We start from the raw sequence: 588 nt of genomic DNA, 5'->3' as shown, positions 1-588 counted from the left end.
CTTGCGAGCCCCGATCCGAATGATGCCCGCATCCCGCCGGCGGGCGTTGTCGCTCGACCGCGGCCGCAAGGGCTGCGATCGCCAGCCGCACGTCGATCGAGCAGCTGATCGCATAACCGACGACCCGGCGCGGCCAAGCGTCGAGAATGACGGCGACATAGACGCAGCCGATCGCGACGTAGGCAGCGTCGGCGACCCACAGTTCGTCGGGCCCATTAACGGTCATGTCCTTCGCTCGATTGGGGAAGATCGGCTAGTCGTGATCGCTGTTAGTTGTCGCGATACGTCAGCGGCGGATCCTTGGATGCAGACCGTGCTCGTGCTGAAGCGTTTGAATTTTTGTGGTTAACGATCATTCCCCGCGGCCGCAAGGCAGCGCGCACGCGCCGTCAGCCGTCGCATTCGAACCCGTCGCAAATCGCCACAATCGCTTCGACGATCGCGGTGTCATCGGTCGGCGCCGGCACGGCGTCGCAATCGGTCGAGCACGCAATCCCATCAGCCGGCATCCTTCCGCGATGGAGGGCCCGGACGGGCCGACAATCACGGATGTAGGCGCGCTTTTCGGCCGCGGTGCGCTGTTCAGAG

Annotated in this window: 2 protein-coding genes; both read right to left on the bottom strand. The window is 64.6% G+C overall.

Annotated elements, in window-relative coordinates; genetic code table 11:
- A partial coding sequence (locus tag Q3C01_RS44900) for a DDE-type integrase/transposase/recombinase (protein ID WP_458151754.1) occupies window positions 1-226 on the bottom strand: 226 nt, incomplete at its 3' end.
- Between the two features lie 163 nt (window positions 227-389).
- Window positions 390-588, bottom strand: a 199-nt coding sequence (locus Q3C01_RS44895) for a hypothetical protein (protein WP_458151753.1), incomplete at its 5' end; no start/stop codon positions are given.

It is taken from the genome of Bradyrhizobium sp. UFLA05-109, from assembly GCF_054185165.1.
The sequence above is the reverse complement of the archived record's forward strand: the minus strand, read 5'-3'. Positions and strand labels throughout refer to the sequence as shown.